Origin of the sequence: Bacillus sp. FSL H8-0545 (genome assembly GCF_038006105.1) — a bacterium.
GTDB classification, from domain to species: Bacteria; Bacillota; Bacilli; order Bacillales; family Bacillaceae_G; genus Bacillus_A; species Bacillus_A cereus_U.
On the sequence record NZ_JBBOUO010000001.1, the window covers coordinates 4,308,986 to 4,330,703 of the forward strand.

Below are 21,718 nucleotides of genomic sequence, written 5' to 3' on the forward strand. Positions count from 1 at the left end.
CCCCCTTATGTTGCTCTTATGATTTGTACATCAGCAGGAATAATTGCTTCTCCCTCATACATCATTGTGCGACCATTTTGCCATTCAACACGTAATAATTTGCGGTTGTCCGACTGGAATTCCCATACGTACTGTTCTTCTGAAGCAGCGAATGGCGTTTTCCCCATAACAACAACACGTCCATTATATTGTTCTTCCATATGATACTCTATATCATCCATTTCAATCGTCGTCGGAATTTCATCAATTGAATCTAAACGACCATCAATCGGTGTATACAATTTGTAATACGTATTTTCACGGTCTTCAATTTTTAAATAACGAATATCTTTCCCGTCCTGTAAAGTTAAAACAATTTCCTTGCGAGAATGCATGCTCGTTTTCCCAGTTAATTCGTACATGACTAACGACACTTCAATCATATCTCCAGGAGCTAACGTTAACAGACTCTTTTCTGGTTTCGGCGGCTCTGGGCTCTTCATTATATTTTTAATACGTTTAAATAAGCTCACAATCTACCCCTCCTTTTCTCTTTATAAACAAGCACCTAAAATAAGTGCACCAACGATATGTAATGAACCAGCTAACATCGCATGTGCTACGCTGCCTTCTTTCGTTCCTTCTTCCAAATCTAAACCTGACATCTTCTTTAACACAAACTCAATGAACATTTCTACAACTAATAAGATAACGAAAGAAACTGCTGAGGCAAGAAGCGCTTGCCATAAATCATTCGCTTTCATAATCGATTGTGACAAAATGTATCCTTGAGCGAATAATTTCATAACGAAACGTGTTGTCACTGCTGTGTTTCCATTTTTTATTTCTTTTAAATCATTGTATTTTGTAAAAATCGAATCAACCCACATAATTGCAAATAAAAGTACCGCACTCGCTCCAGTCCATACAAGCATAGCTAAAACATTCATCCACGTCATTACAAAACCTCCTCTAAAATAGTAATAGAAAACCGACATGAATCCTCTTCAGACATGTCGGTTTCTTTGTCTATTCTATATTATTTCTCGTACTGCTTCATAATACGAGCTAATTCATCGTCAACAACAGAATTTTTGTTTAAGCTTGCAAATTCATCATCTAACGACTTTTCTTTCTTGTAAATTTCACCGCTTGCTTCTGCTTCAGCCTCTAATTGAAGTGCTTTCTCTTCCATACGGCTTAAACCAGCTTTTGCTGAATTTGAATCGAATCCAGACATCGCCTGATTAATATTCTTTTGTGCTTTCGCTGCATTTACACGCGCTACAAGTGTTTCACGCTTATTTTTCAGCTCTGTTAATTGTTTACGCATTTCTTCTAGCTTAAGGCGAAGGTTATCCGCAGCAGCTTTGTTTTGCTCATAGCTTGCTTTATACTCATTCATCTTTTGCTCTGCATTTTGTTTTTCTTCTAGAGCACGGCGCGCAAGATCTAAGTTGCTAGCTTGAACAGCCATATGTGCTTGCTCTTCACGTTTTTTCACAAGTGCTTCTTGCTCTTCAAATAATATTTTGAATTTCTTCTCAAGTGCGATTTGAGCTGCTACACTTTTCTCAGCTTCTTGTACATCCGCTTGCATATCGCGTAAATATTGATCCGTCATCTTAACTGGATCTTCAGCTTTTTCAATTAATGAATACACATTCGACATTGTTAAATCTCTTAATCGTTTAAATACAGACATCCAAATTCCTCCTATGATATACCTTATATTTCAAATTCACTACTTGGAAAATTAAAAATCTCCCTTTTCAGTAAGAATATTCATTTTTACAACCTATGTGTTTATTATAACAAAACTAAGATGTCCTTACATGTTATTTCCAAAATACAGCCAATATAATATGACATTCCAGATATAATATTGTATTCCTACTATATCCTTATTATTTCTGTCTCCAAAATCAACTTATTTTTGCGCGATTTCACTAAATTACATAATTGTAATGTTACTGTAAGCTAACTCGATAGTTACGTTTCAACATTTCTTATACACTAATACCAGAAGCAACGGAATAACAAAAAAGCTTCTCATAATGTAAGGACTAATACAGAAACTGTATTTACTATAAAACATATAAAAAGGAGAAATCATCATAAAAAAATTAGTAGGAATCGGATTAGCAGCAGCAATTTCATTCGGAGCATTATCAGGTTGTTCTTTATTAGGAGAAAAAGCGAACGGCTTTGTATTATATGGAACAGAAGAGCAAGTAGCGCAAATTGCAGATAAAAACAAAAAAGAAGTAAAAGAAAAAGATATGTATAAAATGAAACTTACAACACTTGAAGATAAAAAAGTTCTTGTAATGGATAAGAAAACTGGTGAAGAACTCGTAAAGAAAGAATTGCTTAAAAAAGTTGAAAAAGTTGGAAAAGATGAAAATACAAAACCACTTGATAAATTACCAGCTGTAACAGCAGACCAAGGTGTATTATTTGCAAAAGATAAAGTAGAAAATGCTACAATTGATGGCGCAAAATTAAACTATGAAGGTAATACAATTATCGGAAGTGGCCGCGCATATGCAGACATGTTCGCAATTGTTGACGATGCAACTTACGGAAATGTAAAAGGTGAAGAAAAATCTGTAGGTGTACTAAAATTCGATAAGGACCCTAGTAAAGAATTCCCTGGAAAGAACGGTGTAGAAGCAGCTCAGCTTGTTACAATTAAAAAGTAAGTAAAAAAGCTTTGCGAAATTCGCAAAGCTTTTTTCTATTTATCCCGCATTAACGGGCAGTAAGACTCCCACCTCAAAATCCGGCGAATGCGAGGAAGTTAGGTGGGAGATCAACTGCCCGTAGACGCCCGATTGGTGAAGGCTAATAATCAGTGGGGGATGAACAAAACCCCCACTGATTAAAGTTTCACTTTATGAGCAATTTGCTCCATATCTGGACTACAAGTTTGCGACTGACATGACTTACTTAAAGAGCATGCTGCGCATTTTCCTTTTTTACTTCTCTTTACAAAATTAACTAACGTATATGCTGCATAACCAAAAATGATAGCTCCAATTATAATATTGACCATCATTGCAATACATCTCCTTCTAGAATCCGAGTAAGGACCCAACTTGGTATATAATGAGCGTTAATACATAAGCAACAACGAGCGGATAAACGACAGAGAAAACTGTCCATTTCATCGATCCTGTTTCACGTTTAATGACAGCTACTGTCGCTAAGCACGGAACATATAATAAAATAAAGAACATAAATGCATAGGCTGATAGCGCAGTATAATGTGCTCCCATTACATTTCCTAGCACATCTTCTTTAACCGCATAAATAATTGCCATTGTAGAAACGACAACTTCTTTCGCTAAAAATCCTGTTAAAAGGGATGCTGCAGCTTGCCACGTTCCAAAACCGAGCGGTGCAAATAGTGGTGCGATAAATCCACCAATCATTGCTAAGTAACTGTCTCCCATATCAACACCAAATCCTGATGGACCTGCATAGTTTAATAACCAAATGACAACAGAACCACCGAAGATGAATGTACCTGCTTTACGAACAAATCCTTTACCTTTCTCCCACGTGCTCAGCCATAACGTTTTCGCTTGCGGCACACGGTAAGGTGGTAGTTCAATGACAAAAATAGATTTTTCCGCTTTTAAAATAGTAAGAGACATAATTTTTGTAACAAGTAACGCAAGAACAATACCTGCAATGTATAAAGAGAACACAACAGTTGCCTGACTATTAGGGAAGAACACTCCCGCAAATAATGCATATACAGGTAAACGTGCTGAACAAGACATAAATGGTGTTACAAGAACTGTAAGTAAACGTTCTTTCTCTTGTTCAATCGTTCTCGCTGCCATAATACCTGGAACGTTACATCCAAAGCCGATAATCATCGGAATGAACGCCTTTCCGTTTAAACCGAAAAACTCCATAATTCTATCCATAACAACTGCAATTCGTGCCATATATCCTGAGTCTTCTAATAATGAAATGAAGAAGAATAGTGCAAAGATTTGTGGAACGAATACTAATACCGCACCAACGCCAGCAATAATACCTTCTGTAACGAGTGCTTGAATAAAATCAGAAGCGCCAACACTTGTGAGCCCAGCTGTAACCCAATCAGTAAGTTGTCCTCCAAAAAATCCATCAAGCATATCCGATAAAGGTGTACCAATCCACGTAAACGTAACCTGAAAAATAAAAAACATAACTGCTAAAAAGATTGGAAGTCCTAAAATTTTATGTGTAATTAACCTATCGATTTTTTCCGAAAAAGGAATTTTTCCTTCTTTCTCATGCTGCATAACATTTGTTTTTAACTTTTCAATATACGCTTCACGAGTCTTGTAAATGTGCTCCTCCAACGTACAATCAAGTTTTCCATCTAAACGAGATCGAATGGCTATAAGTTCCTTATAAATTGGTAATGCTTTCATTTCTTTTTCTACTACTTCGTTATTGCTTAAAAATTGAAGGGTTAACCACCTCGGATGCTCATAATTCGCTGTCTCTAAAAGAGCAATTATCTCTCCAATCCCTTCATCCATTTGTACACCATATGAAATAACAAATGGCTTTTTCTCTTTTTGTTTCTCTTCATGAAGAGTAGTAAGTAATTCTTCACAGCCTTTTCCGGTTCTTGCGATGACAGGAACGACTGTTACACCTAATATTTCTGATAACCGTTTTACATTAATCACAATTCCTCTTTGCTTTGCCACATCAACCATATTTAAACCAATTGAAACGGGCTTACCAAATTCAAGTAATTGCAATGTTAAATGCATATTTCGCTCAAATTGCGAGGAATCCACTATATTTAACATATGATGAAATTCGTCTGTTAGTAGAAAATTCGTAACGACACCTTCATCACGTGAAACTGGATTCAAATCATAGACGCCTGGTAAATCAATTAATGTTCCTTGCTTATCTTTTAATTTACCAACCTTCTTTTCTACTGTTACACCGCTCCAGTTTCCTACATACTCATAAGAACCAGTCAGTGCATTAAATAATGATGTTTTCCCTGTATTCGGATTCCCTAGCAAAGCTACCTTATTCACGCTAATTCCACCTTTATCATTTTCGCGTCACAATGACGAATACTAATTAACTGTCCACGACACTCCAATGTACAAGGACCTTTAAACATCGCTTTCTGTTTTATGCGAAGTTCGCTTCCTTCCGCAAGACCAAAAGCAGCTAGTCTACGCTTTAATAACTGATCTAACGACTGAATACTTTTTACTAACACTTTCTCACCAATTTTAATATCTACTAAGCTCATAACCTTCCCCCTCAGAAGAGAATGATAATTATTTTCAAAAAAATTATATCATAATCTATTTCACTTGGACTATATCTTTTTGCTTCATATTTATTAACATTTCGATACAATTATATTTCAATAATTGTCATACACGGTACATTTGCCATTCTCATCCATTTCAATTACAATAAACAATAACAAATAAAGAATCTCGTTATCGCAGGGGGAGCCTTACCGCTGAGAGGGAACATTTCGTTCCGACCCTTTGAACCTGTTAGTTAATGCTAACGCAGGGATTGTGCAAACGTCCGAAATACATACCTCTTTTTTATTTACGTATTTCGTATCCTCCTATGATAATGTTCTTTTTTGTGCAACTTGGATTTAGGGGGAAACAACATGCGTAACACCAATTTACAAGCGATGATCGAATCTGCTATTCTTGCAGCCTTCGCCTTGATCATCGACATTTTACCATTATCAATTAAACTTCCAACAGGCGGTTCCATCTCATTTGCTATGATTCCTATTTTTATTATTGCATACCGCTGGGGCTTCAAAATGGCTTTCTTAGGAGGCTTAATTTGGGGACTTTTACAAATTGTTGTTGGAGATGCAATTATCGTCACACCGACTCAAACAATAATTGAATATTTCGTTGCCTTTGCATTCATTGGATTTGCTGGACTATTTTATAAGCCCATTCAGCAAACATTAATGAATAATCAAAGAAAGAAAACCATTGCTTATATTATCTTTGCTACATTTATTGGCAGCCTTGCACGTTATTTCTGGCACTTTATTGCAGGTATTATCTTTTGGGGCCAATATGCACCAAAAGGGCAATCAGCCGTCTTATATTCATTAATTGTAAACGGCAGTACAATGCTCGCTTCTTTCACATTATGTACTGTATTACTAATTCTTTTATTTACAACTTCACCACGCTTATTCAAAAGCATTGGTGCTTATCAAATGAATTCACAAAAAAAAGGCGCTTAATTAGCGCTCTTTTTTTTATCAAAGCTCTCAATGAGTAATATCAATAATAAATACAATAAATGCACAAAAGAAAATAAATACCATCACACCTAGTAAATCGCTATTCACGGCTAATCTACTCCTTACATAATCTCTTTTTCTAACCAGATTATATCGCTTAAAAATAAAGATTAAGTAAAGATAATATGAAATTAAATTAAAAAAGCGTAGATTGTATTATCTACGCTTTTTTCGGTAAATAGAAGTAAAATAACACACCATCTTCGGTATTCTTTACCCCATATTCAGCATTGTGCAGTTCTAAAATATTCTTTGAAATTGCAAGGCCAAGCCCTGTTCCACCTTGTGAACGTTTCCGCGCCGCATCCACACGATAAAAACGATCCCAAATTTTATCTAATTGTTCTTCTTCAATGTGAGAACCTTTATTTTCAATACACACTTCTATACGATTCTTCTCATCTATTACGGAAATAATAATATCTTCTTTTTCTGGTGTATAACGTATTGCATTCGTAATGAAGTTCACTATTACTTGTTCAATTCTATTTTGATTCCCAACCACTTCAGCTGGACATATATGCTTGTGCACACTCAGTTCTTTTTTCTCTATCTCCGATGAAAGCTGTTCGCATATTTCTTCAATCACTCCATCGATATAGAAAGAATCCATCTTCATGTTGTATGTGCCAGACTCAAATTTAGCTAATTCAAGCATATCCAAAATTAGTATATCCATCTTGTCTACTTCTTTTTCCATCGCCTGAAAATAGTAGTCTTTCTTATGTTCAGCTACCCCATCTTTTAAAATAGAAATACAGCTTTTCATAATACTCAGCGGTGTTTTTAATTCATGTGAAACACCTGAAATAAATTCTTTTCTCGTATTTTCTAATTTTCTTTCCTTCTCAATATCTTGTTCAAGCTGCCCAATATGTGAATGTAGTTTATTAGATAGTGTATTAATATTTTGCGATAAATCACCGATTTCATCTTTTGAAGTAATCGGGATTTTTTCTGTAAAGTCTAAATGTGCTATTTTCTTCGTTGTATCATTTATTTTTAATAACGGTTTTGCAATTTGTTTTGAATAATAGAAAGAAGCTAGAAAAATAAGAATGACTACAAACGCAATAATGTAAATGTAATAATCTTGTACCATTTGTACAGCCTCATCTACAGGTTGTAAAGAAGCCATCGCATATATGTATGTCACCGATCCATCTTTTTCTTTTATTGGTTTGATTAATAATTTATATTTTATATCATTCTTTTCATAGTCCATTGTTTGTGTTGCATATTGTATTTGATTGCTTTCTTTTAGTAATAAATCAGCTTGAAATTCTTTTATATTATCCAAAAATAAATTGTTTTTATAAATTGGGTTTACAGGTCCTTTTACATTAGGGAACTGTACCTTCGTAATTTTCCCTGATATATTAAAATCTGAATTTTGAGCCGCCCTCTTCTTTTCCTCATCACTCATAATTCCAGCAAATTTTTTTCTTTCCACAGTGATAGAATCTTGAGCAACCTTTGGTTTTTCCTCGCTCATCTTAGGTTCTTTTTCAGCTAACTTCTTACCTAATGGTTTATGAAACCAACTCAAATTCACCTCATCTATCTTTAAATAAGATGTGATGAAACTATCGTCTCTTTTTAGTCCATCGAAATAAACTGGTCGTCCTTCCAAATCAGGTAGTGTTCCACCTTCAATCTCATCTATATTCATGAGATAGTACAAAGGAATGATAATTGTTTTTTGTCCCACTCGCTTCTCTTCTCGTCGATCTAAAGTAATTTCAAAATAAAAATCATCTGCGTGCTTTAAATTCCCATTATGATCTAACGTCGTAATCCAAGTATTATTTTCTCTTAAAAAATCTTGCTCCAGTTTCTGAACTTCCTCCGAACTCCCCGCATAATTTAAGTAACTCTTTTCAAAGGAATCTAAATTCACTTTAATATCTTCCACTTTTCGATTCGCATAATATTGCTTGAAAAATATCGTTTGTCCAATAAATATCGTCGCTAAAATCAACATGCATAAGGCTGTTGTAAGGGTAAATAATTTAAGTACAATCCCTTTTCTCATACATTCCCCTCAAATTTATAACCAGTTCGCACTACAGTTGTAATGTACTTTGCTTTCTCTCCTAATTTATTTCGCAAATTACGAATATGGCTATTAACAGTGCGATCATCTCCAGCAAATTCATATCCCCAAATTCTTGAAATTAATTGCTCTCGTGTTAGAACAATTCCTTGGTTTTTCATAAAATACACTAATATTTCAAACTCTGTATGTGTTAAAGCAATACTTTCTCCATCAACAGTAACAGTACGAGATGGGAAGTGAACATAAATTCCATGAATACATAGTGTGTCATCTTCACTATTTGGAGACTCTTTCAAAGCTTTTCTACTTTCCAATAATCGTTTCGCTCTCGCTAATAAAATTGGCGGGCTATACGGCTTCGTCACATAATCATCTGCTCCAAGTTCAAACCCAAGTAACGTATCATCTTCATCTACGCGTGCTGTCAGCATAATAATTGGTACTTGGGACGTTTTACGAATCCTTCGGCAAACAGACCATCCATCTAGTTCCGGCAACATAATATCGAGTATAACTAAATCAACCTCTTCTTCCTTAAACAAAGCTAAAGCTTCTTTCCCGTCTCTCGCTTCAAGCACTTTATATTGTTCACTCAAAAAATAATCCTTTAATATTTCACGTAAAATATCTTCATCTTCAACAATTAAAATGTTTTTTGACATAACTTATGTATCCCCCTCCCACTTTCAGAAACTACAATTTTATCCCGCTATTTGCGGGCGGTAAGACTCCCACCTCAAAATTCGGCACATGCGAGGAACTTAAGCGGGAGATTAACTTCCCGTAAAAGCCCGATTGGTGAGGGCTAATAATCAGAGGGAGGATGGACAAGCCCCCCTCTGATTAAAGTTTCACTTTATTTTGAATAACTACCAGTTAACTTGGCCTCGATAATATATCTATCTGGTGCATCTCCTATATAATCAAACGGATAGCAAGTCGTCAGTGTTAATATTGGTTCTTCTTTTTTTATAATAACAGTACGATCATCCGCATGGGTAATCCATGTCTTTTGAATTTCATATGTGTAAGTTTTATTATCATACTCTAACATAAGAGTATCCTTTTCTTTTAACTCTCCTAAATCTGTAAATACAGTATCTCGATGCCCACTCAGTACAGTATGTCCTCCTCCAGATGGCGTTGTCGTTAAATCGCTAACAAACATACCAACTCCTTTTTTCAAAGTTGCATCATTCGCTCCCCAATATATAGAAAACTTCTTCTTTATTTTCGGTATATTTAACATCGCTACCTTTTCTCCTTCTTTATGTTGTGTTTGAGAAGAAGGTACTTGGGACGTTACTGGTGTTTCATATGAAAGTTGATTATCTTGTATATTTTTAAGGCTCTTTATTTCTTCTTTCGTTAATTCTTGAGCAGAGCTTTTTCCTTTATACCATTCCACAGCGTAATACGATCCCATGAATAGCCCTATGGCCATCAATATGATACCGATATAATTGAGTAACTTCACGTTCCATCCCTCCATGCAAAAAATGGTAGGAATAACCTACCATTTTTAATATATGAAATTATCCCGTTCTTTATAGGAAAATATTTTATTTATGCCTTAACTTTATTACGACGATTCAAACCAAATAATGTCCCTATCCCTACAAGACATGCGCTTAGCGCCATCATTGCTACATTATTTGATGCTGTGTTTGGTAATTTTTCACCTTGTACAGCTTGCTTCGCTACTTCTTTTTTAGCCACATCACTTTTTTCTTGTACTTGTGCTGCTCCCTTTTTCTCTACTTCGTTCTTTTGTTGCGCTTTTATTGCTTCTTCTTTTTTAGCCACATCACCTTTTTCTTGTACTTGTGCTGCTCCCTTTTTCTCTACTTCGTTCTTTTGTTGCGCTTTTATTGCTTCTTCTTTTTTAGCCATATCACTTTTTTCTTGTACTTGTGCTGCTTGCTTTTTCTCTACATCATTTTTTTGCTGTTCCTGAATTGCTGCTTCCTTTTTAGCTACATCTGACTGTACTTGCGCTGCTTCTTCCTTTGTCAGTGTTCCAGTTGAAGCACTCGCTACCGAAGAATAACCTACTGTTAAAAGTGCCATTGCACAAATTGGTAATAGTTTCTTTTTCATTTTCATTCTCTCCTCTTATACGTTTTACATCACGTCGCATCGGATGTATCACTAGAATAAACAACAGATATAAATATAAGATGCAGATGAAGTATATTTCATTTAAAGATTTCATTGTAGAAAAATAAAAAAACATCGCAATATATACGATGTTTTTTCGGGTGTGTGTCTCGATATTTATTTGTTACTTTCGCGTGATTGAGAAGTAGAAAGGGCCGGAGTGATAACTAATTGTCTCGGCTCAGTTTTCTTGAAGTGATTTTTGACGTTACACTTACGACATTGAACGACCCATGCTTTAATAGGATTTGTTAAAATAATTTTTTGCCTGTCGTTAGGGGCCTCTTCTTCCAATTTACAACTATCGCTCCACTTACTCCATTTCATTGTAAATTTAGAAGAAGAATGATCGTCTTCTCGATCAAACATCTGCAAAAAATCCATTTCTCCAGCTAGCATTACGGTGTTACTAGTTGCTAAAAAAGAAAAGGTCGTCCAATGTTTCTCCATGCCCTCCTACTCCTTTTTCACATATAGAGTGCCTAAAACTTAATTTACCTAAAATATGCTTGCCTTTTACCTTACACTTATAGTTTATCCAAAACACTACTATGCAACTATCGATTTGTCTTACAAATCACCTTACATTTTTGTAAGAAACGAAAAAACCTTCACTCTATATACGTGAAGGTTTCTCATTTCTTATCTATAGAATCTTTCATATCATCAAGTCCAGCCTCTTGCAGCTGCGACATCATACCGCGGGATATTGCGCCTAATACTAAAGTCATTCCAATTAGTGAAATGCGAACTGCAGGTACATCAATTATGTAAGCCAACATACCAAGAACAATTGTTAAAAGCAATGCTTTTATAAATGTTACACTTGTATACTGTTTCTTTTTCATCATAATCACCCTTTATGGAAGCGTTCTCTTAATGTAATCAGTATATCATATCATCTGATTATTTTGTGGGGGTTTCTGTAACAACCTTATATCTTCTTTGACTTTTTTCTTTCTATCCTTTACAGTCGAAATGTTCACAAGTTTTACACTGTAGGAGGATTCAAATGAAAATTGAAATAAAAGACACTTTAATTTCTGAAGAACAATTACAAGAAAAAGTAAAAGAACTAGCTCTTCAAATCGAACGTGATTTTGAAGGAGAAGAAATCGTAGTAATCGCTGTATTAAAAGGATCTTTCGTATTCGCTGCTGATTTAATTCGTCATATTAAAAACGAAGTAACAATCGACTTTATCTCTGCATCTAGCTACGGAAATCAAACAGAAACAACTGGAAAAGTAAAACTATTAAAAGATATCGATGTAAACATTACTGGAAAAAACGTAATTGTCGTAGAAGACATTATCGATTCTGGTTTAACACTTCACTTCTTAAAAGATCACTTCTTTATGCATAAACCAAAAGCATTGAAATTCTGTACGTTACTTGATAAACCTGAACGCCGTAAAGTGGACTTAAAAGCTGAATATGTTGGCTTCCAAATTCCAGACGAATTTATCGTTGGCTACGGTATTGACTGTGCAGAAAAATATCGTAACTTACCATTTATCGCTTCAGTTGTAACGGAATAATATAAAAAAATAAAGTGAAACTTTAATCAGTGGGGGTTTTGTCTATCCCCCACTGATTATTAGTTGAACCAATCGGGCTTTTACGGGCAGTAAGACTCCCACCTAACTTCCTCGTATTCGTCGAAATTTGAGGTGGGAGTCTTACTGCCCGTTAATGCGGGGTAAACTTCCATCAATTATTGATGGAAGTTTATTTTCTATCACGATTCGTAAAAGACAAAGGGAGAGAATAAAAATGACAAAGACAAAATTTGAAAAAGTACTCCTCATCGTAAATCCGAAAGCAGGACAAGGTGATTTACATGCAAACTTAACGAAAATCGTACCACCACTTGCCGCAGCTTTTCCTGACTTACATATCCTTCATACGAAGCAACAAGGTGATGCAACAAAATATTGTCAGGAGTTTGCTAGTAAAGTAGATTTAATTATCGTCTTTGGTGGTGACGGAACTGTATTTGAATGCACAAATGGCTTAGCCCCTCTTGAAATTAGACCTACACTTGCAATCATTCCAGGCGGAACTTGCAACGACTTCTCTCGCACACTTGGTGTTCCGCAAAATATTGCAGAAGCAGCAAAACTCATTACAAAAGGACATGTAAAACCAATTGATGTCGCAAAAGCAAATGGACAACACTTCTTAAACTTCTGGGGTATTGGACTCGTCTCTGAAGTATCAAACAATATTGATGCAGAAGAAAAAGCAAAGCTTGGTAAAATTGGTTACTATTTAAGCACCATTCGAACTGTAAAAAACGCTGAAACATTCCCAGTAAAAATCACTTACGACGGACAAGTATATGAAGACGAAGCTGTACTTGTTATGGTTGGAAACGGCGAATATCTTGGCGGTATCCCGTCCTTTATCCCAAACGTAAAATGTGACGACGGAACACTTGATATTTTCGTCGTAAAATCAACAGGCACTCAGGCTTTTAAAGATTATATCGGAAAGAAATTATTTGAAGACTCAAATGAAAATGACATCTTCCACGTAAAAGCGAAATCCATTCATATTGAAACAGAAGAAGAAAAAGAAGTAGATACAGATGGAGAAAGTTCGCTTCATACACCATGCCATATTGAATTGTTACAAGGGCACTTTACGATGATTTATAATCCTGCGTTTGTATAATCATTATTTCACTATAACTTTAATAATTACTAAACTTCGCATTTTTCAAAAAAATATAGTATGATGAATAAATAAAAGGTTGTTAACAAAAACGTTAACAACCTTTTTTGTTTTTTCTAAAAAACTTTTCAATTTAAAGGAGCGATCACATGTATTGGAGAAAAAATGATAAACCTGTAGAAGAACCAGAAGCAATTGCTGTGTGGGAATGCGAAGCAGACGACTGCCTTGGATGGATGCGTAAAAACTTTTCTTTAGAAGATAAGCCACAATGTCCGTTGTGTAAAGGCGACATGAAAAGCAGCGAACGATTACTACAGAAGTTATAATACCTTTCCCTCTTTATCTTTTATATACTGAAAAGATAGAGGATTTTATTTCTCCTTATCTACAGTACAAGTTGCTTCCTAATTATAAATAATGAAAGAAGCAGCTATTACGTAGAATAGCTGCTTCTTTCAATCTATAACTTCTTCATCGCTATAAATTCCATATAATATTCCCCTAAATTTATCTCTATTCATCATCCCCCTTACTCACTACATACTACACTTCTTTCGGAAGAACAATTTTTTTATACAATTGAACTGTAATGAAATAATAAAACACATAAATGACTAAGAAAATAATAATCGGCAGCCAAATCCGGAAATATGGATTATCTATTAAGAACGAGAACATGTTCATTCCGACTAATACGTGCATTATACCTACGATCGCTGGGAACAAGAAAACTAAAAGTAACTCTTTATAAATTGATTTCGTTAATAGCTCATAACGCACACCAATTTTACGAAGCATTTGATAGCGAATAATATCTTTTGAAGCACCAGAAAGAATTTTAAACATTAAACAGCTTGCCAGCATCGCTAAGAAAGCTATGCCTAAGAAAAATCCCATAAATACTGTTCCACTGTAAGTACTGTAATATCCTTCATACAGCATATATTTACTCAAAAGATGTACGTCTTTCATATCTTTATATCTAGCTAACTCTAATTCATCGATTTTTTTCCATTCTTCTTTATACGTTATAAAATTGTCCGTTTTCCCCAGTATTATAATTTCTTCTTTACCTTGTATCCCGTCATACATCTTTTGATCTACAATTTGTATCTTTTGACTAGGATTCATATATGTCTTTTGAAGAGACCTTAAAACATTTCCCCACTCTTCTGGAATTACATTGGTATTATCCTCATTTTTTTCTTGCCTATGGCTTAAAACGGCTCCGACAATTAGCTCCCTCGAAACAGGAACGAATCGGCTACTATTCTCGTCTTTTCCAGTAGGTGTTAGCGGACGGTTTCTTTCTAAATCTTCTTTCAATTGATAAATAAACTGCTCATCTACTTTGTATCGATATTCATTCTTTTCTTTAAATGTAATACTATCTAATATTTTCTTTTCTTCTGCTGTGGGATTTTTAATTTCGACATCATAGTATTCTGCACTCTCCACCATATTTGTGACATTATTTTTTAACGCCATACCACTGGAGATTGCACCCGCACCGAGAGCCACTAACATAGCAACTGTCGCTAATACTTTCGTTAAACTATTAATAGAAAAACTTAACTGTGCAAACGTAAACGCATTGATTCCTTTTTCACTACGATTTTTATTCGCTTTTAGTTTGTTAATAATAATGGGAAGGAATGATGCAAATAGCATATAAGTTCCTAGTGTTACTGTAATTGTAGCAATGATAAATCCTGATTCCTTTAACTCTTTCATATAAATCATCGAAGCATAACCAACTGCTAATAAAATAATTGATAAAAGTGCTACTATATTCGTTAGTTTTCCTTTAATAGGCGTACGCTCTGTATGACTATTGGAGTGAACAAGTTGTAATAGCGAATTACGCACTAGTTTCATACTATTCATAATTGCGGACAACATAAATAATGCAATGAAAAAGATGAAAGTAACAATAATTGATGGTACATAAAATGCATGATAACCACCGCCAGTAAATTCTAGTTCCTTCATCAGTAAATGTCCAACGCCTTGCGCCAAGATTATACCGACTATCACACCTACTATAAGAGATACTATTCCTAATACAATTGTTTCAATAAACATGAGCAATGTAATTTTATGCTTTTTTGCCCCTAATACCATATACATACCAAATTCTTTTTGCCGAAGTGATAATAAAAATGAATTGGCGTATAAAATATAAAATAATGTAATGAAACCTAATAAAAATGATCCTGTTTGGAAGACTGAAAAAATTCCATCCATGGAATTCCCTTCGATAAACGTTTTATTTAACGCTAACGTTTGAAACATATAAAAAATTGAAATAGACATAATAAGCCCAACTAATAAGACCATATAGTCTTTTCGTTTACTTTTTAGTCCCGACATGGAAAGTTTGAATAACATGTTGAACCTTCTTTCTTATGCTTTTTGTGTGCCTAAATCTGCAAGCACATCTAAAATTTCTTTATAAAACTCTTCACGAGTACCTCTGCGATGAATTTCTTTATACAATTCTCCATCTTGGATGAATAAAATACGTCGGCAATAACTTGCGCTTAATGGATCGTGTGTAACCATCATAATTGAAACATCCTGTTCTTCATTTAAGTTGGTCATCGCCTCTAATAAACTTTTCGCATTTTTAGAATCAAGCGCTCCTGTTGGCTCATCTCCTAAAATTATTGCTGGCTCATGTACAAGTGCACGAGCCGCCGCCGAACGTTGTTTTTGTCCACCAGATACTTCGGACGGATATTTTTGAAGAATCTCTGAAATTCCTAACATCTCTGCTACCTTTTTCACATTTAATCCAATTCTTTTCGAATGAACACCTTGCAGAGAAAGCGGTAATGCAATGTTTTCATAGATTGATAAATTTTCAAGTAAGTTAAAATCTTGAAAGATAAACCCTAGTTTCTCTGAGCGAAAATCAGATAATTCCCCTTGCTTCATTTTCGTAATATCTGTTCCAGCAATTTCAACAATTCCACCTGTCGCTTTATCTAATGTAGAAATTACATTCAATAATGTTGTTTTCCCTGAGCCAGATGGTCCCATAATTCCAACGAATTCACCCTCTTGAATCGAGAACGATACATTCTTTAGTGCATGTGATTGACTCTCATCTTTTCTACCGTATACCTTTTGTACATTCTTTACCTCTACAACTGATGCTGTCATTTATATCCTCCTACACTTCTTTTCCAATTTTTGTTTTCCTTACATATTTTCCGAGCATTTCTTAACCCATTTCTAAGTATAGATAGCATTTCTTAATAAATAGCAGCGGATATTCTTAACATTTCTTTAAGAATATGAAAAAGCCCCAAAGCTAGTAGCTTGGGACTTTTGGTTTCTATATTCTATTTTTGAATAAGAAATAAAGACTTTATTTCTCCTCTTTAATCTTAATTTTTGCTTGTTTCTGAAGAGCTGCATCTTCCATTTTATCTATAGATTTATGAACTGATTTTACTTCTTCTCGTGCTTTTCCAAAAGCTTCTTTTTCTTTGTTCCATACTTTTTCTTATTCCTCTTAATCTTACTCTACCTAAAAAAAATGATATTCATCTCTTCTTCACTTTTAATAGACACTATTCTTTGCTACCCTTTAGGTTCTACTAAAATGACATCTTCTAAATCATATAAATTCGCCTTGGGTTTTGCATAAATAATATGTGCAAGACCATATTTATCGGGCTCTTGATCTATTACCTCTGCTACTTCAAGACCAGGTGGTATTTTCTGGCTCAATTCAGAGGTAATAATGCTATCACCTATTTTTATTTCTTTCGCTTTATCTGATGGAATATTATTAATTCGAAGAGCTTGTTTTTCCTTATCATACCCTGTGACAAATCCTAAAATGGATGAGTTATTTTGGAAGGTGATTGCTAAACGATTTGTTCGTTCATCTTTCGTAATTAATTTCACAATAGATGTAAATTGATCTACACTCTCTACCTTTCCAATAAGACCACTCACCGTCATAACAGCCATATCAACCTTTACACCATGTTGTACCCCTCTATCAAGAGCGATTTTTCCATACCAATCTTCTGCTACACGCCTTACTACTGTAGCTTGAATTAAATTATATTTTCCTTGTTCCTTTAATTCTCTCGTCTTGTTGATAAGCTTAGTAAGGTTTTCTTTCTCCTCACTTAACATTTGCACTTCACTCTTTAACGATTCTTGGTTCTCGATTTTTTCTTTCAATAATTGATTCTCTTTATATACTTTATAAATGTCTTCTATATTGTGAATAATATTTTGTACATGCCTATTATTCGTACATACATACATACATACATACATACATCATCAATAAAACAACAAGAATACTTGAAAGAAATAATAATATTTTCCTCTTAGAAACCTGCATAATCATCCTGTTACTCCTTACCATTTTTTATCTACACAATATAGAATACTAGTAGTTGTATACAGAAGAAATGCAGTTTAGATAAAGTTCAGATAATCTTTATCTTCTTTATAAAAAATTTAGAAATTATCATATACTGCCATTACATTTGAAGCTTGATCGTTACTTTATCTATTTAATACAACTTATCATTTCTATAACTAGACATGCTTTATTGTTACTTTTTCTTTTGCTTTAGCGGGCATTTCGTCACCTTGTATTTCTTCCCATTTCATACCATAAGTCCCTTTAGACTTAATCTTTACATATGCTCCTATTCGTAAATGTTTTGAAGAAGTCATCATAATTTTTTGTTCTTTACCAGATTCATCATATCCTTTAAATTTATAGTTCCATCTACCAAAACCATTACTTTTGGCTTCATATTCCCCATCACTGTCGACAACAGCATAATAAATATCTTCTTTAATAAATGGATTCATTTGATCTACAATTGGTCCACCTTTCACTACAAGTAATATAATTCCAACTATAATCAATATCATAAACGCACTTAATTTTTTCATATAACTTTCGATTCTCCACTTCTCTGTTTTATTAATCAACGTCCACCTGAATGATGGAATAAGACTCTCTCTAAATCGATAGCAACACTATCGCTCGTTCTTCCCTAATTAGAAGGTAACCGATATTTCTAATGCCCTTCTAATTAAATTGGCAATAAGATAATAAATTGAATAACCCCATTTTCATATTCCGCTCGAATTTCTCCTTTATGCAATTCAACAATGCTTTTTGCAATTGCAAGCCCCAAGCCTGAACCTTCTACAGCTCTACTTCTAGATTGATCTTTTTTATAAAAACGCTCAAACAAGTTCTCTAACTCTTTTTTTGTAAATTCTTCACTATGATTCGCTATAGAAATTTTGATATGCTGTTCTTCTCTTTGAAGTGAAACTTGAATTTCTGCTTTATCTATACTGTATTTAATTGCATTTATTAAGAGGTTTTCAAACACACGCACCATTTTTTCCGAGTCCACAACGGCATATATACGATCTTCCTGAAATTTTTTCACGAATGAAAGATTATGTTCCTCCGCTTGTGGTACTAGCTCTTCTATTAACTGATCAAGTAGTTCATTCATACACACTTCTTGTGAATCTAACACCATATTTTCATCTGTTAGTTTTGTATACTCAAACAAATCCTCTATTAACATCTTCAACTGCTCTGATTTTGAAAAAGCAATTTTTATATACTCATCATGCTGTTCTTTATTTTCATATTTCGCATCACCTAGTAAGCGTAAATACCCCATAATAGAAGTAAGTGGTGTTCTTAAATCATGTGATACATTTGTAATCAATTCACTTTTTTGTTTCTCTATTTGTTTTTCTTTTTCTATATTAGCCAAAAGCTTTTCTGCCATTTGATTAATATTTGAAGTTAATACACCTATTTCATCTTGACCTGCCTGTTTGATTTTGTATTGTAAGTTCCCTTTCGAAAACTCTCTTACTCCTTCTGCCATTGCTTCAATCTGATTCATCTTCCTTTTCGTTATATAAAAGAAAGAAAGTAGAAAAGTAATAAAACCTAGTAAAGATGGGAATGGACTACTACCGTTCACTACATACTTTACATTTCCTTGTGGTATACCACTTGCAATGATATACATATTTTTCGTATTAACAGTAACTGGATAAAAGGTTGTAAACTCCTTACGCTTTTGTTCAGCTCTATCTTGAATTAAATTCTGTGCCTCTACATATCGTACTTGATCCATTTTAAAATCCATTACATTACGCATCGTCTCATGAAGATTAATCTGTTCTTCCGGTGCTCCCTTTGTTTTATAAACCACTTTCCCATTCTCATCTATTATTAAAACCTTCAATTGATTTTGATGATTCAATTGATCAAGCAGTTCTTGTATATTAATTTCCTTACCCTCTTCTGTCATACTTTCAACAAGCCTTTGTGTCTGTCCATCAATGGCTTCCATACCTGATGCATAATCAATGATAGAAATTTTATTCGCATCCTCGAAAAAGGAAGATGAAGACCACCCTACTAATACACCAAGTAATGTACAGAAAGTAAATGTAGTAATTAGCTGTACACGTATACTCTTTTGCAAATAACTAACTGTTTTACCTATCATTTTTTTTAAAACTTGATTCATCCATATTATCGGTTCAAATATCTTTCTCAATCTTGTAGCCAACTCCCCATATTGTTTTAATGTAACGAGGCTTCCTTGGAATTGCCTCTATCTTTTCACGTATTTTCCGAATATGTACCATCACAGTATTATCGGATTGGAAAGCTTGCTCTTTCCATACTCTTTCATAAATTTGCTCTGCATTTAATACCATTCCTTGATTTCGTGCAAGCAATTCTAATACCTCAAACTCTCTCGGTGTCAATTTCACCTCTTCATTTGCAATAATGACCTGCCGCGTTGCTATATTTATCTTTATATCTCCAACTTCAAATACATTTTCATCTTTTACACTTGCCCCGCTCATTTTCATATATCTCCGAAGTTGTGATTTAATACGAGCAATGAGTTCAAGTGGATTAAATGGTTTTGCTACGTAATCGTCTGCTCCAGTTGTTAACCCTAAAATCTTGTCCATATCTTGCGTTTTTGCCGACAGCATAATAATGGGCATTTCCGCTATTTCTCTCACTTTCATACACATATGAATACCATCTATTTTCGGCATCATAATATCAAGTACAATTAGATGCACGTCTCTTTTCCTTACTATTTCTAACCCCTCTTCACCATCTCCAGCTTGTAATACTTCGTAACCTTCATTCTTCAAATAGATGGCGATAAGTTTTCTAATTTCCTTCTCATCGTCCACGATAAGTATCGTTCCTTTACTCACAAAATCTCCTCCAGCATCATTTACCAAACTATGAATGTTGCTTTATTTCACTCACTACTGCATTCTTCTTATGCATATACACATAAGAAATACTAGAAACTATGATAACGATGCCACCCAAATATATACCATACTCGGTCACAAGGGGTACTATCATTTCTATATGCTTTCCAAATATAGAGCCTAGTACAAAGTAAACTAACGTCCAAACAAATCCTGTTACATATGAATAAATCGCATACGTTTTAAATGACATGTTATTCATTCCTACTAAATACGGTACGATATGTCTCACAACGGGGATAAAATAACTTATTACTAATGCATAATGACCATATTTCCCTACTATCTCTTGTGATTTTAAAAGGTACTTCGCCTTCTTCTTTTTCATCAATTTTTCAAGCACTCTTATGCCAAATATTTTCCCTAGTATGTAACCTAAAGAAAGCCCAGATACAACGCCTAAATATGTTAATAAAAACGCAGGAATGACACTTAATACGCCTAATGAAGATACAAATCCACCACTCATTACAATCATTTCATCTGGAATCGGCATACCGATAATACCAAGCCATAAACAAAAAAATAGTGCCCAATAACCATACTGCTCAATGTATGATATTAATTCATGTAGCTCCATTATGCATATGCTCCCCTTAGCTCTTTTTTACAGCTAAAGACGTAGGCTGGCGGGAAATTAAACCAAACTTTTTCTAGTGTAATTTCAGGGAAGAAATGCTGTATAAATCCTTTTTTTACAAGTGAATATTGAAATGTAATGAATTCACCACTCTCATGTATCGCTTCCATTGCGTTGTTTAAAATGCGTTTTGAAACCTCTTCTGGTAAAGATGTGAAAGGCAATCCTGATAAGACGTAATCAATGCATTCTATATTGAGCTCTTCCATATACGTCTTTATATTTTCAGCTGAACCATGTACAACAATGACATTCTGCTCATCTTTAAATTTTCTCTTTAGCTCTTTGAAAAACACTTCATTAATTTCGATAAGAAGAAATATTGTCTCCTTCTTCTTTCGCTTCATAATTTCTTTCGTAAAGACTCCTGTACCAGGACCTAATTCCACAATACACTTCGCTCTATTAAAATCAATTACATCTACCATTTTCTTTGCTAATATTTTTGAACTTGGCGCAATCGCACCAGTATGTTTCGGGTGTTTAATAAATTCATGTAAGAATGTTATGAGTTGCATGTAAATCTC

At 34.3% G+C, this 21,718-nt stretch carries 24 protein-coding genes, 1 pseudogene and 1 riboswitch; of the genes and pseudogenes, 5 read left to right on the forward strand and 20 right to left on the reverse strand.

Features of this window, described 5'->3' with window-relative positions; all coding sequences use genetic code 11:
• Nucleotides 1-5 precede the first annotated feature (5 nt).
• The 3 genes from MHI07_RS22605 to MHI07_RS22615 form a co-directional block, all read right to left on the reverse strand.
• Nucleotides 6-512, reverse strand: a complete 507-nt coding sequence (locus MHI07_RS22605) for a DUF4178 domain-containing protein (RefSeq protein WP_000051748.1) — start codon at nt 510-512, stop codon at nt 6-8.
• 21 nt (nt 513-533) lie between these two features.
• Nucleotides 534-938, reverse strand: coding sequence for a DUF350 domain-containing protein (locus MHI07_RS22610; protein WP_340826453.1), 405 nt, complete (start codon nt 936-938; stop codon nt 534-536).
• 80 nt (nt 939-1,018) lie between these two features.
• Nucleotides 1,019-1,684 (reverse strand): PspA/IM30 family protein, encoded by a 666-nt coding sequence (locus MHI07_RS22615; RefSeq protein ID WP_002015754.1) that lies wholly within the window; start codon nt 1,682-1,684, stop codon nt 1,019-1,021.
• A 412-nt stretch (nt 1,685-2,096) separates the two neighbouring features.
• On the opposite strand from MHI07_RS22615, the gene MHI07_RS22620 reads away from it, so the two are divergent.
• Nucleotides 2,097-2,684 (forward strand): lipoprotein BA_5634 family protein, encoded by a 588-nt coding sequence (locus MHI07_RS22620; protein ID WP_088079553.1) that lies wholly within the window; start codon nt 2,097-2,099, stop codon nt 2,682-2,684.
• Between the two features lie 179 nt (nt 2,685-2,863).
• Here the strand turns inward: MHI07_RS22620 and MHI07_RS22625 are convergent, their stop codons facing one another.
• The 3 genes from MHI07_RS22625 to MHI07_RS22635 are packed head-to-tail and all read right to left on the reverse strand — an operon-like array spanning nt 2,864 to nt 5,269.
• Nucleotides 2,864-3,040 (reverse strand): FeoB-associated Cys-rich membrane protein, encoded by a 177-nt coding sequence (locus MHI07_RS22625; RefSeq protein WP_000989602.1) that lies wholly within the window; start codon nt 3,038-3,040, stop codon nt 2,864-2,866.
• Between the two features lie 16 nt (nt 3,041-3,056).
• Entirely contained in the window at nt 3,057-5,045 is a 1,989-nt protein-coding gene (gene feoB, locus MHI07_RS22630; protein WP_340826455.1) for a ferrous iron transport protein B, read from the reverse strand.
• Nucleotides 5,042-5,269: a FeoA family protein gene (locus MHI07_RS22635; protein ID WP_000060510.1), complete on the reverse strand. Its 228-nt coding sequence runs from the start codon at nt 5,267-5,269 to the stop codon at nt 5,042-5,044. The genes feoB and MHI07_RS22635 overlap by 4 nt, the downstream gene beginning before the upstream one ends.
• A 194-nt stretch (nt 5,270-5,463) precedes the next feature.
• Nucleotides 5,464-5,565, forward strand: a riboswitch (TPP riboswitch).
• 64 nt (nt 5,566-5,629) lie between these two features.
• Here MHI07_RS22635 and thiT point away from each other — a divergent pair.
• On the forward strand, nt 5,630-6,253 hold the full coding sequence (thiT, locus tag MHI07_RS22640; RefSeq protein WP_340826458.1) for an energy-coupled thiamine transporter ThiT: 624 nt from the start codon (nt 5,630-5,632) through the stop codon (nt 6,251-6,253).
• 220 nt (nt 6,254-6,473) lie between these two features.
• On the opposite strand, the gene MHI07_RS22645 is transcribed toward thiT, so the two are convergent.
• The 6 genes from MHI07_RS22645 to MHI07_RS22670 form a co-directional block, all read right to left on the reverse strand.
• Nucleotides 6,474-8,348 carry a sensor histidine kinase gene (locus MHI07_RS22645; RefSeq protein ID WP_340826460.1) on the reverse strand — a complete coding sequence of 625 codons (1,875 nt, stop codon included), beginning with the start codon at nt 8,346-8,348 and terminating at the stop codon, nt 6,474-6,476.
• Entirely contained in the window at nt 8,345-9,034 is a 690-nt protein-coding gene (locus MHI07_RS22650; protein ID WP_340826462.1) for a response regulator transcription factor, read from the reverse strand. Before MHI07_RS22650 ends, MHI07_RS22645 begins: the two co-directional genes overlap by 4 nt.
• 194 nt (nt 9,035-9,228) lie before the next feature.
• Nucleotides 9,229-9,849, reverse strand: a complete 621-nt coding sequence (locus MHI07_RS22655) for a class D sortase (RefSeq protein WP_002112481.1) — start codon at nt 9,847-9,849, stop codon at nt 9,229-9,231.
• A gap of 89 nt (nt 9,850-9,938) precedes the next feature.
• Nucleotides 9,939-10,472, reverse strand: coding sequence for an LPXTG cell wall anchor domain-containing protein (locus tag MHI07_RS22660; RefSeq protein ID WP_340826465.1), 534 nt, complete (start codon nt 10,470-10,472; stop codon nt 9,939-9,941).
• A 177-nt stretch (nt 10,473-10,649) separates the two neighbouring features.
• Nucleotides 10,650-10,982 (reverse strand): hypothetical protein, encoded by a 333-nt coding sequence (locus MHI07_RS22665; RefSeq protein WP_016106468.1) that lies wholly within the window; start codon nt 10,980-10,982, stop codon nt 10,650-10,652.
• Between the two features lie 185 nt (nt 10,983-11,167).
• Nucleotides 11,168-11,383, reverse strand: coding sequence for a hypothetical protein (locus MHI07_RS22670; protein WP_340826468.1), 216 nt, complete (start codon nt 11,381-11,383; stop codon nt 11,168-11,170).
• A gap of 161 nt (nt 11,384-11,544) precedes the next feature.
• On the opposite strand from MHI07_RS22670, the gene hpt reads away from it, so the two are divergent.
• From hpt to MHI07_RS22685, 3 genes are all read left to right on the forward strand, one after another.
• On the forward strand, nt 11,545-12,072 hold the full coding sequence (hpt, locus tag MHI07_RS22675; RefSeq protein WP_000687586.1) for a hypoxanthine phosphoribosyltransferase: 528 nt from the start codon (nt 11,545-11,547) through the stop codon (nt 12,070-12,072).
• Nucleotides 12,073-12,307: 235 nt separating this feature from the next.
• Complete coding sequence (locus tag MHI07_RS22680) at nt 12,308-13,210, forward strand: diacylglycerol/lipid kinase family protein (protein ID WP_340826470.1); 903 nt, start codon at nt 12,308-12,310, stop codon at nt 13,208-13,210.
• Nucleotides 13,211-13,359: 149 nt separating this feature from the next.
• Nucleotides 13,360-13,539 carry a cold-inducible protein YdjO-related protein gene (locus MHI07_RS22685; RefSeq protein WP_002067775.1) on the forward strand — a complete coding sequence of 60 codons (180 nt, stop codon included), beginning with the start codon at nt 13,360-13,362 and terminating at the stop codon, nt 13,537-13,539.
• Nucleotides 13,540-13,756: 217 nt separating this feature from the next.
• Here the strand turns inward: MHI07_RS22685 and MHI07_RS22690 are convergent, their stop codons facing one another.
• The 8 genes and pseudogenes from MHI07_RS22690 to MHI07_RS22725 form a co-directional block, all read right to left on the reverse strand.
• On the reverse strand, nt 13,757-15,604 hold the full coding sequence (locus MHI07_RS22690) for an ABC transporter permease (RefSeq protein ID WP_340826473.1): 1,848 nt from the start codon (nt 15,602-15,604) through the stop codon (nt 13,757-13,759).
• A gap of 15 nt (nt 15,605-15,619) precedes the next feature.
• A complete protein-coding gene (locus MHI07_RS22695; RefSeq protein ID WP_002067773.1) occupies nt 15,620-16,381 on the reverse strand; it encodes an ABC transporter ATP-binding protein in 762 nt (253 codons plus the stop codon).
• A gap of 423 nt (nt 16,382-16,804) precedes the next feature.
• Nucleotides 16,805-17,591 (reverse strand): annotated as a pseudogene (mreC, locus tag MHI07_RS22700) (rod shape-determining protein MreC).
• A gap of 194 nt (nt 17,592-17,785) precedes the next feature.
• The gene (locus MHI07_RS22705) at nt 17,786-18,151 is read right to left on the reverse strand and encodes a YxeA family protein (protein ID WP_002160088.1); all 366 of its coding nucleotides are present in this window, start codon (nt 18,149-18,151) and stop codon (nt 17,786-17,788) included.
• Nucleotides 18,152-18,294: 143 nt separating this feature from the next.
• Entirely contained in the window at nt 18,295-19,803 is a 1,509-nt protein-coding gene (locus MHI07_RS22710) for a sensor histidine kinase (RefSeq protein ID WP_340826476.1), read from the reverse strand.
• On the reverse strand, nt 19,787-20,488 hold the full coding sequence (locus MHI07_RS22715) for a response regulator transcription factor (protein WP_002164891.1): 702 nt from the start codon (nt 20,486-20,488) through the stop codon (nt 19,787-19,789). The genes MHI07_RS22710 and MHI07_RS22715 overlap by 17 nt, the downstream gene beginning before the upstream one ends.
• 28 nt (nt 20,489-20,516) lie before the next feature.
• Nucleotides 20,517-21,131, reverse strand: coding sequence for a DedA family protein (locus tag MHI07_RS22720; protein WP_002160085.1), 615 nt, complete (start codon nt 21,129-21,131; stop codon nt 20,517-20,519).
• Entirely contained in the window at nt 21,131-21,709 is a 579-nt protein-coding gene (locus MHI07_RS22725) for a class I SAM-dependent methyltransferase (RefSeq protein WP_002123387.1), read from the reverse strand. Before MHI07_RS22725 ends, MHI07_RS22720 begins: the two co-directional genes overlap by 1 nt.
• Between the last annotated feature and the right edge of the window lie 9 nt (nt 21,710-21,718).

Coding starts and splice junctions, on each gene's coding strand:
- MHI07_RS22660 (WP_340826465.1), bottom strand. CDS start 10,472: ATGAAAAAGAAACTATTACCAATTTGTGCAATGGCACTTTTAACAGTA.
- MHI07_RS22695 (WP_002067773.1), bottom strand. CDS start 16,381: ATGACAGCATCAGTTGTAGAGGTAAAGAATGTACAAAAGGTATACGGT.
- MHI07_RS22705 (WP_002160088.1), bottom strand. CDS start 18,151: ATGAAAAAATTAAGTGCGTTTATGATATTGATTATAGTTGGAATTATA.
- MHI07_RS22685 (WP_002067775.1), top strand. CDS start 13,360: ATGTATTGGAGAAAAAATGATAAACCTGTAGAAGAACCAGAAGCAATT.
- MHI07_RS22720 (WP_002160085.1), bottom strand. CDS start 21,131: ATGGAGCTACATGAATTAATATCATACATTGAGCAGTATGGTTATTGG.
- MHI07_RS22650 (WP_340826462.1), bottom strand. CDS start 9,034: ATGTCAAAAAACATTTTAATTGTTGAAGATGAAGATATTTTACGTGAA.
- MHI07_RS22665 (WP_016106468.1), bottom strand. CDS start 10,982: ATGGAGAAACATTGGACGACCTTTTCTTTTTTAGCAACTAGTAACACC.
- MHI07_RS22645 (WP_340826460.1), bottom strand. CDS start 8,348: ATGAGAAAAGGGATTGTACTTAAATTATTTACCCTTACAACAGCCTTA.
- MHI07_RS22680 (WP_340826470.1), top strand. CDS start 12,308: ATGACAAAGACAAAATTTGAAAAAGTACTCCTCATCGTAAATCCGAAA.
- MHI07_RS22725 (WP_002123387.1), bottom strand. CDS start 21,709: ATGCAACTCATAACATTCTTACATGAATTTATTAAACACCCGAAACAT.
- MHI07_RS22690 (WP_340826473.1), bottom strand. CDS start 15,604: ATGTTATTCAAACTTTCCATGTCGGGACTAAAAAGTAAACGAAAAGAC.
- MHI07_RS22615 (WP_002015754.1), bottom strand. CDS start 1,684: ATGTCTGTATTTAAACGATTAAGAGATTTAACAATGTCGAATGTGTAT.
- hpt (WP_000687586.1), top strand. CDS start 11,545: ATGAAAATTGAAATAAAAGACACTTTAATTTCTGAAGAACAATTACAA.
- MHI07_RS22625 (WP_000989602.1), bottom strand. CDS start 3,040: ATGATGGTCAATATTATAATTGGAGCTATCATTTTTGGTTATGCAGCA.
- MHI07_RS22610 (WP_340826453.1), bottom strand. CDS start 938: ATGACGTGGATGAATGTTTTAGCTATGCTTGTATGGACTGGAGCGAGT.
- MHI07_RS22635 (WP_000060510.1), bottom strand. CDS start 5,269: ATGAGCTTAGTAGATATTAAAATTGGTGAGAAAGTGTTAGTAAAAAGT.
- MHI07_RS22670 (WP_340826468.1), bottom strand. CDS start 11,383: ATGATGAAAAAGAAACAGTATACAAGTGTAACATTTATAAAAGCATTG.